Annotated in this window: 9 protein-coding genes; 4 read left to right on the forward strand and 5 right to left on the reverse strand. The window is 52.6% G+C overall.

Going from position 1 to position 8,431, the window contains the following annotated elements:
- Positions 1-69: 69 nt before the first annotated feature.
- Entirely contained in the window at positions 70-849 is a 780-nt protein-coding gene (locus VF639_RS09820; protein ID WP_331145721.1) for a DUF547 domain-containing protein, read from the reverse strand.
- 1,272 nt (positions 850-2,121) lie between these two features.
- On the opposite strand from VF639_RS09820, the gene VF639_RS09825 reads away from it, so the two are divergent.
- Together VF639_RS09825 and VF639_RS09830 are read left to right on the forward strand one after the other, a co-directional pair.
- Positions 2,122-2,760: an HAD family hydrolase gene (locus VF639_RS09825; protein WP_331145722.1), complete on the forward strand. Its 639-nt coding sequence runs from the start codon at positions 2,122-2,124 to the stop codon at positions 2,758-2,760.
- 39 nt (positions 2,761-2,799) lie between these two features.
- Entirely contained in the window at positions 2,800-3,564 is a 765-nt protein-coding gene (locus VF639_RS09830; protein WP_331145723.1) for a creatininase family protein, read from the forward strand.
- A gap of 16 nt (positions 3,565-3,580) precedes the next feature.
- Here VF639_RS09830 and VF639_RS09835 read toward each other — a convergent pair whose 3' ends face one another.
- Together VF639_RS09835 and VF639_RS09840 are read right to left on the reverse strand one after the other, a co-directional pair.
- Positions 3,581-4,021 carry a hypothetical protein gene (locus VF639_RS09835; RefSeq protein WP_331145724.1) on the reverse strand — a complete coding sequence of 147 codons (441 nt, stop codon included), beginning with the start codon at positions 4,019-4,021 and terminating at the stop codon, positions 3,581-3,583.
- 285 nt (positions 4,022-4,306) lie between these two features.
- On the reverse strand, positions 4,307-4,690 hold the full coding sequence (locus tag VF639_RS09840; RefSeq protein WP_331145725.1) for a hypothetical protein: 384 nt from the start codon (positions 4,688-4,690) through the stop codon (positions 4,307-4,309).
- Between the two features lie 294 nt (positions 4,691-4,984).
- Between VF639_RS09840 and VF639_RS09845 the strand changes: the two genes are divergently transcribed.
- Positions 4,985-5,332, forward strand: a complete 348-nt coding sequence (locus tag VF639_RS09845; protein ID WP_331145726.1) for a hypothetical protein — start codon at positions 4,985-4,987, stop codon at positions 5,330-5,332.
- 68 nt (positions 5,333-5,400) lie between these two features.
- On the opposite strand, the gene VF639_RS09850 is transcribed toward VF639_RS09845, so the two are convergent.
- Both VF639_RS09850 and VF639_RS09855 read right to left on the reverse strand, forming a co-directional pair.
- A complete protein-coding gene (locus VF639_RS09850) occupies positions 5,401-6,768 on the reverse strand; it encodes a M56 family metallopeptidase (RefSeq protein ID WP_331145727.1) in 1,368 nt (455 codons plus the stop codon).
- The gene (locus VF639_RS09855; protein ID WP_331145728.1) at positions 6,765-7,133 is read right to left on the reverse strand and encodes a BlaI/MecI/CopY family transcriptional regulator; all 369 of its coding nucleotides are present in this window, start codon (positions 7,131-7,133) and stop codon (positions 6,765-6,767) included. The genes VF639_RS09850 and VF639_RS09855 overlap by 4 nt, the downstream gene beginning before the upstream one ends.
- 204 nt (positions 7,134-7,337) lie before the next feature.
- Here VF639_RS09855 and VF639_RS09860 point away from each other — a divergent pair.
- On the forward strand, positions 7,338-8,431 hold a 1,094-nt coding region (locus VF639_RS09860; protein WP_331145729.1), incomplete at its 3' end, for a phosphotransacetylase family protein.

Below are 8,431 nucleotides of genomic sequence, written 5' to 3' on the forward strand. Positions count from 1 at the left end.
GAAACCAAGCATTACTGCTTGGTTTCGCCGGCCGGTTTTGCAGTGTTGCGTTTGCCTTATTAGCAACGCTTATTTTTTGGCTTCCTCAGCTTTTTGGTCGTTTAGCCGCCAGTCGTAGGCGTAGTAGTCCATGGTGAACCAGGTGGGGACGCGCTTATCGGCCCGGAACTGGTTGACGTAAGCTACGCCGGTCTTGCCGCTGGTTCCGAAATCAGCCTCGTACCACTTAAAGATTTCGGAGAGCATTACGGTTTTACCCTCGGCATCCACTTTCACAAAAGCTGGGTCTTGCAATACGCGGCGGGTCTGGTCATTGAGTTGCGTGAACAAGGCTTTCCCCATGTAAGCTTCGCGGCTTAGGCGAGGGCAGCTAGCCGTACCGCACACCAAAGCAAAGTGCAAGCGTGGGTCGTCGTAAAGTTTGCGCAACTTGTTGTGTTCTAGTTCGTCGAGCGTCATCTTCTCGCCACCTACGAGCATAGTCCTCTTATCGAAGAAGCCCGGCATCTCCCGCACCGACGTCAGCGGATAATTGCCTATAATCTCGCCGATAACGAGCATGTTGTAGGCATTCAAATAGAAAGCGTACAAGTCAGCCTGCGAAGCGCCTTTCATGTCGAATGAGGCAATCTCTTCGAGTAAAGCATCAAGCTGCTTAGGGTCGCGCTTAATCGCCTTGTAATTAACTTCGCCTTCCTTGTTAACAAACCGTTTTAGGAAAGCCGTAGTTGATGCTGATACCTCCGCAGAGGTAGGAGGAGCTGCCTTAACAGTAAGGCAACCAAACAATAGAACTAAAATCAGTGCCGCACGTACCCAAATTGGCTGAGAGATGTAAGTGTGCTTCATGGACGAAATTAACATTAACAGGTTATGCTGATTACTTTACAATTTAGTTGCCAATAACATGGATATCAAAATTTATCTTCTAATTAACTGACTAACAGAATCTTGTAATTATAGTAAATATACTATATTAATCTAAAAGCAAGAATTATGGCTCATTTTAAGAATAGACTTATATTATAACTTTACCCATAAGCAATAGACATTCATCTGGAACTATCCTTTCTATTCTGTTATTGAACATTAAAGATAAGTAACCTCAACAAGAAAGGGCAAGTTCGTGGTTTTAACAAGTGCTTAAGAGCCAACATATTAGCACTAACATTTATTGCTAGCTCCCACTCAGTCCCAACTTAGGAATGCTGTATTGCCAGCCAACCAATTTTGGGATGCAGCACCAGTCAAGAGTGTGCTTATGTTAGGCAATTTGCTTAGGTGGATAAGGATAGTAGTTCCTTCCGAAATAAATCAGCCGCACTTGCTTTGAACAAGTGCGGCTGAAGTTTGGCAAGGCTTATTACCTACTTGAGTTGGTTGCCAAGGCTATTGGTTTTTCGGCATTGTCCCTTTTGGTTCGTCTACCGAAATCACGCCTCTGCGTGGAGCTGGCTTAGCAGTCTGCTTGCGCTTGGCCTTCCGGCGGGCGGCACGGCGGCGGAAAAGGCCTAGGCGCTTACTCTTGCTGCGGCTGTTACCCCGGTAGCGCTTGTAATTGGGACGCGGCACTTTAGGATACGCACTGCTTTCTGCCTCAACAGCTGCATCGTCTACCTCCCTTGCTTGAACTGGCTCCACATCCAATAGGAGGAAAAGAGCACAGAAAAACAGTAAAACTATTTTGTACATAAGTAAGATGTAAGAAGATTTTAACCACTCTTGCATATCTTAGCTAAGGCCGCATCATCCAACCCAACCAGCTTGCGCCAGCAAATTACTTATTATCACAATGAAATAATATAATAATCTTTAAAATCACTTTATTTTCTAACTATATCACATAAGTTGCTTTTAGTCTCTGATCTTATTTCCTGCAAAGCCTCCGGAAATCTCCTGCCATTCATAGTAGTCAGGAGTTGGAGAGCCAGTTCAAAGCTTAGATGGAGCCAACTCATCGCCAATCTACTTGACCAAGGTTTAGGCTACAACTAGGCACTTCGTTCTACTACCAGCCTTGGAGCGCAACGCAGTGACGCCGCAACTTGGGCTTGCTAATCGGCGTTCGGATAATTGAGTACAGCTTTCGATGTGCCTTTTCCAATCTCAATTACCTAGCCCATGACCCAACGCTTTGATAGTGTGATCTTCGACCTTGACGGCACTCTTTGGAATGCCACTGAATCCGTTACAAAAGGCTTTCAAGCTGCTAAAAATAGCGTTGATTACATAGAGCACGACATCACAACAGCCGATGTGCAGGCCGTAACCGGTCAGCCCTTTGAGATGGTATACGACCGGCTGTTTCCGACCCTGCCTCCCGACCGGCGGCAAGAGTTTAAAGCATTATGTGCTCGGCACGAACTAGGCGGGGTAAAGCAGTACGGGGGCAATTTGTATCCGGGCCTAGAAGAGGCGTTGCGCTACCTTACCGGGCAGGGCTACCGGCTCTTCATTGTTAGTAATTGCCAGTGCGGCTACATCGAAGCCTTTTTCCAGCACAGCCAACTGGCGAATTACTTTGAAGGGCATCAGTGTTTCGGCACCAAAAGCTTACCTAAATTCCAGAACATCCTGGAAGTTATTGAGCAGTACAGCCTGCAGGCGCCCGTGTATGTTGGGGATACCCGCAGCGACTACGAGGCCAGCCAGAAGAGTGGCATTCCTTTCATTTTTGCCACCTATGGATTTGGTGAAGTTCCCGTTGAGGAAGCTCCTCTGCGCATCGAAGCGTTGATGGATTTAAAGAAAATACTGTAGTTGCAGGCTCACTTTGTCGGTTTCTTCACGTCCTACCCCATGGCACCTCGCCCCTACATCTTAGCTGAAACCAACTGGCAGCTTGTTAAAGACACTGGCTTCGAGGTAGTGGTACTGCCCTGGGGCGCTACCGAGGCCCATAATTACCATCTACCCTACGCTACCGACAACTTTCAATGCGACTACGTAGCAGCCGAAGCCGCCCGTCTGGCCTGGGAGCAAGGTGCCAAGGTGATCGTACTGCCTACTATCCCGTTTGGGGTAAACACCGGCCAGCTCGACATCACGCTCGATATGAACCTGAACCCGAGCACGCAACTAGCTGTTCTGCGCGACTTAGTGCAGGTGCTGGCCCGCCAGGGCATTCCGAAGCTGGTAGTCCTGAATGGGCACGGCGGCAACGACTTCCGGCAGATTCTACGGGAGTTACAGGCCGAGTTTCCGAGCGTGTTTCTTTCCACAGTCACCTTGTTTAAAGTTGTTGAGCGCAACCAGTTTTTCAGCGCCCCCGGCGACCACGCCGACGAGATGGAAACCAGCATGATGCTGCACATAGCGTCGCATTTGGTACGTCCGTTGTCAGAAGCCGGCAATGGAGCCGCCCGGCAGTTCCGCATCAAAGCGCTACGGGAATGGGCCTGGGCCCAACGGGAGTGGAGCAAAGTAACGGCCGACACGGGCGTAGGCAACCCCGCCGCCGCTACCGCCGAAAAGGGCGCGGCTTTTCTGGCCGCAGTCTGCGCCAACATAAGTCAGTTTCTGGTGGAGCTAGCCGCCGCCGATCTGCAGAACTTGTATGAGTAGCCGGTAAGCTGGCAGCTTAGGCCACCTGCTGCACTGTTGGGCGGGCGCCTTGCGCTACCAGCCAATGTACGGCAGCGCCTTCGTCAATAAACTGGCTGAGGGAGCAGTTGTCGCTGTGGGTATGGGGCAAGGTGGGTATGCTATCGTCTTGCGGACAGCCTAGCTGATAAGGTGCCGCCAGAAAAGCAAGAAATGCGACTCCGTGCAGATGGTTGCGCAACGTTGGGTAGAACACTTCCGTGAGCCAGTGTACGTCGCGGATATCTACCTCCAACCGGCGGCGCGAATCTATTAGCCAGTAGCGACAATCGGAGCAGTCTGCGGCGTACTGCAGGATGGTTTGGTAGCCGGACCGCAACTCAGAGGAAGTAACCGGGCGCGTCCAACGGGCCGTAACTAGGCCTAAGTCTGCGCGATAATTCAGGTCTAAATAGTCGAGAGGTGCAGAGGTAGTCATGGGGAACGAACCGCTCAACGCGGAATAGATATTCCCTCATTACGGGCGGAGTGAGGTTATCGTTCAGTTAAAGCCTCTTTGCATATATTGAAAGTTGATTTCTTGAAACACTTCAATCAGCTTTCTCCTTGCCTGATTCATCGTATTCCTATGAAATGTATCGCCGGACATTTTATAGAAACAAATTTTTCGCTTCTTATATAAAGCACTTCCTATCAATACCTTATTTCATAAAATAAGCGAGTCGCAACTGACAGTATGAGACCAGTTTGAATTAGAAACAGCTCAACGGTCACGCTCCTTTTCCAGCCATGCCAAGGCCTCGCCTTCATTGTCAAAAAACGCAATTATATAAGGCTCGGTAGTATACGCGCCAGGAGTTCTGTAACCCGGTCCGTTGACAATCAGCTCCATGAGGGTAGGGCTAGTGAGATATGCTACTACCAAACGGCCGCCTAACTGCCGGGCCATTTGCGGAAAGTACTCGGTTAGCAGCCACTGCGTGGTGTGGGGGTCGTTGAGGGTGCGGCTACGAATGTCCTGCAGCCAAGCCCGGCAGCCGCAGGCCAGCACCTCCCGGGTGAGCTGATCGTAAGCCGCGGGCAATTGGGCTGCTTGCGGCTGATGGCTCCAACGTCCAACCAATATGTCGAGGTCGGATCGGTGCATGACTGAAAGAAGTACTTCAGGGCGAACAGTAGAAATCATAGTACACCAGTAATCTTGCAATATAGCCAGAAGAGTACGTTCTACTCGTCTGTTCTCGCTGTTTTTGTGTAACTTTTTTTGGGACTATCGGCGAGAAGCGGGATTAGCTTCTTTGGCCTAATAAGCGAGGCAGCCACTTTCCTCTCCGAGCTAGCTGACAATTGCTGCTAGGTCTGGCACCAACCCATTCAAGGGCCGTGCTTATGCTGGTTAGCGCTTCACGGGTTACCGGCCAGAATATGCGTAACTAGCGGAATGACAGAAAATTATTTGCTGAGCTTGGGCTTCGAGCCTTCAGCAGGCACCGAAAGAAGTAGCCGTTCCAGCACTGCCCACAGCACTACCTGGCGCTACCGCCATGCCCACGCCGCACAAGATGGCACGCGCCTCTACGCTGAGCACCCATTTGGCATAGCCCGCTGCCGCCTCAGCACCTTGCCTGCCCCTCTCGACCAGCACGACGTGCTCCTCGACACCGACTTAAATGATAATGCTGCCCTGGAAACAGCCATTAGCAGCTTCTTTGCCGCGCACGGCGGTATTGGGACCTTGATAGCGCCTGCTTCAGCCAACACGTTTCGGCCCTACCGCCGCGGAGAATAGAACAGGTGACACTACAACAAAACGCCGCCCTTTGCTTGTGCAAAGGGCGGCGTTTTGTTGTAGTGTTATTACTTTGTGATGTTAATCGTGCCGTTGCGTTCATGTAGTTGGTTAAGCCCTCCGGCTCCTTCCGCGCCAGTGGTAACGACTATCACCCCGTTATGAGCCTTGGCACCGTATTGCGCCTCGGCCGCCGCGCCTTTCAGCACACTCATTTCCTTGATGCGAGATTTGGGTAGCTGCTCCAAGGTGCGGGCAGTGGCTTCTTTACCATCAATGAGTATTAAAGCATCAGCCTGATTTATGGTCGGGCTATGTTGCTTGTTGAAGGCCGCTACCGCCGGCGAGTTTTGGTTGGCCTTGGTGGTGATAATAATAGCGCCGGCGGCCGCAGCCTCTCCGAATTGCTCGGTGGCTGATTTGCCTTTGAGTACATTCATGGTAGCTATAGCACTAGCATCTTGCTGCAATACCTCCACGGCTTCCTTCGTGGATTTCTCGCCATCTACAAAGTAGAGTGCGTTTTCAACAATATTCTGTACTCCTGTTGCAGCGGGCTGCACAGGTTGTTCCTGCTCGGTTTTCGAGCAGCTGCCTAGTAGAAGCAGGGCCACGAGTGGCGCCACCAGCAGGTAGCGGGCCGCGTGTACGGCCGACGTTTTTTGGCTATTTATCATCTTGATACGCGTTTTGAGAGGATGAAAATTGAACGGGGTAACAAGCGCCGGGCCCTGCGCCAGAGTGCTGAGTTGCACCAGGCTGTATTGATACTGTTTACTATCGACCCGGCCAGTTTGCAGTACGGCTTGATCGGCAATGAATTCCAGGTTTTCCTGTAAGGCTCGCAGCAGCAGCCAGGCCGCCGGGTTCGGCCAGCAGAACACCCGTTGCAGCTGGCCGAGCAGCACATCCAGCGTGTGCCACTGTTGCACGTGCACCTGCTCGTGCTGCAGAATAGCCGGCAGCTCAGCCGGGCGGTGCTGCGTGGGATTGACGTAGATAGTTTGCCAAAAGGAAAACGGCTTGACAGATTCCGTAATCGGCCGGAACGGTAAACCATTGGCAGGCACGGAACGTTGGTGCAGCCGGCGCAACGACAAACCCTGCACCAGCAGCCGGGCGCCTAGTAGGGCCACCCCAAACCAGTAAAGCCCCATCAACCAACTATAGTAGTCGACTGGCCTTGTGGTAGGTGCCGACTGACTAATCCAATTTGATTGCCAAACGATTAAGTCACCGCTGAGCACTGCTGGGCGCGGCCACAGAGCGGCGACGTCTACCAGCGGGTACAGGGCGGCAAAGACGATGGCCCCAAGCAGGTACCACCGGTTCAGGGTATGAAAAGTGAGCTGGCGCAGCAGCCCGTAATACACGCCCACGAAGAGCAGCAGCGCCGCATTCACCTTCAGTAAATACACGAGCAGATCCGGCATCATGGCTTGGGCTTTTGGTTTTCTATCATATTGATGATATCCTTTAGCTCTTCGGCGCTGATGTGCTGCTCTTGCGCGAAAAACGACACCAGGTCTTTGTAGGAATTGCGGAAGTAGTTGCCGACCAGCGTGTTCATCGTCTGCTTGCGGTAGTCTTCGGCGGCAATGGCGGGCGTGAAACGGTAAGTATTGCCGAGCTTCTCGCTGCTGAGGTAGCCCTTACGCTCCAGGTTGCGGACCTTGGACGCCAGGGTGGTGTAAGGCGGCCGGGGCTCAGGCAGCAGTTCCAGCACTTCTTTGATGAAGCCGCCGTTGAGCTGCCACAGCACCTGCATAGCTTCTTCTTCGGGTTCAGTGAGTCGTTCCATAGTCATTACGATCTTTTCGTAATACTACGAATATTTCGTAATAGGGGATAGAATTGTTGGAATTTATTTCACGCAGTGCCTCGGGGTGTTGTTTGATGACCACTGCGAGATTCTGCGGCGCCTACCCCGAGGCACTGCGTGAATACTGATACCGTGCAGCCTGTTCCGGCTGTTATCCGTAGGAAAGGCTATACCTGCCTCCTTATGACCAAGACTGTCTTTGTTGCGTCCGCCGAACCGCATAGCGGCAAATCCTTGATTGCGTTGGGCTTAGTGGATATGCTGCTCGGCAAAGCGCAAAAAATCGGCTACTTCAAGCCCATCATCAATGCGCCGGCCGCCGATAAAAAAGACGTGCACATCGATACGGTGCTCAGTTACTTCAACCTGCCCATTCCCTACGAGGAAACCTACGCCTACACCCGGCCCCAAGCCATGCGCCTGATGGAAGCCGACCGGCAGGGCGATATCATCGACACGGTAATTCATAAGTTCAAGACGCAGGAAGACCGCTACGACTTCACGGTGGTAGAAGGCAGCGACTTTGTGGGCGAAGGCACGGCGTTCGAGTTCGACGCCAACCTGTCCATTGCCAAAAACCTCGGGGCGCCCGTTATCATGGTGATATCGGGGGCGGGCAAAACCATGGCGCAGCTCGTGAACACGGCCCTGACGGTGTGGCGCAACGTGGAGGCCCGCGAGGTGCAGATGCTGGCGCTGGTAGCCAACAAAATCAGCCCTGAGCAGGTGGAAGACGTGCGCAGTTTGCTGCGAGCGCAACTACCTGAAGAAATCATTTTGACGATACTGCCGGCGGACAAGAACCTGCAAAACCCCTCGATGAAGGAGATTCAGGAGCAGTTGGGGGGCAAGCTCTTGTTTGGGGAAGCGCAGCTAACTAACCAAGTCGACCACTTCATTACCGGGGCCATGCAGGTGCCCAACTTCCTGACCCGCATTGCCGAAAACGTGCTTATCGTGACGCCCGGCGACCGGGCCGATATTCTGCTGATTGCGCTGCAAGCCAATGCGTCGGCCAACTACCCGCGGGTGGCCGGGCTGGTGCTCACCGGGGGGCTGGAGCCCGACCCGCCGATTCTGCGGCTCATCGAGGGTCTGCAAACGGTGGTGCCCATTCTGGCCGTGCAAACCGGTACGTTCCTCACTACCACAACTATCGGGGCCATTCAGTCGCGCATCACAGCCGATAATCCCAAGAAGATTCGACTGGCTATCGACACGTTCAACAGATACGTGGACGTGGCGGCGTTGCAGGAGCGCATCGTGACCTTCGAGCC

The sequence above is a fragment of the Hymenobacter sp. genome (assembly GCF_036387835.1).
GTDB lineage: Bacteria > Bacteroidota > Bacteroidia > Cytophagales > Hymenobacteraceae > Hymenobacter.